General features: G+C 65.5%; 1 protein-coding gene. It reads right to left on the reverse strand.

What is annotated here, in order from left to right; all coding sequences use genetic code 11:
- A partial coding sequence (locus tag FY251_RS22815; protein WP_187367505.1) for a hypothetical protein occupies positions 1-403 on the reverse strand: 403 nt, incomplete at both ends.

Here is a 403-nt window from a genome sequence, read left to right on the forward strand (position 1 = left end):
CCAGTGAGGTTTCATACCGGCCGATGAACGACAGCGGCTGGTAAGGCAGTGCGTTGAGTTCAAAGCCGTTGCGCCCGAAGCCGCTGACCACGCCGGAGCCGAGGTCATCGAGCAGCGCGCTCAGCCGGGACTGTTCACGGGACTGCGGGTCGCGGGTCACGGATTCCGCGGTATCGCCCTCGTCAGCAGCGACGGCCTCGAGGCCAAGCCGGTACAGCAGGATTTTCTCCGGGTCACTGGTGGAAAGGGTGGCGCCATCCTGCGGGAGTTCGGAGAGCGCCCCGGCCCCCGAGTACAGATCCGCCACTGTGGGCGCCAGCCCCGCACGGACCTCGTTGTTGAGCGTTTCAACCCGATTCCGATCCAGGTTCTGGAAGCCATCGCGCACGGCGAGGTTGTAGAC

The organism is Haloferax sp. KTX1 (assembly GCF_902410085.1).
GTDB lineage: Archaea > Halobacteriota > Halobacteria > Halobacteriales > Haloferacaceae > Haloferax > Haloferax massiliensis.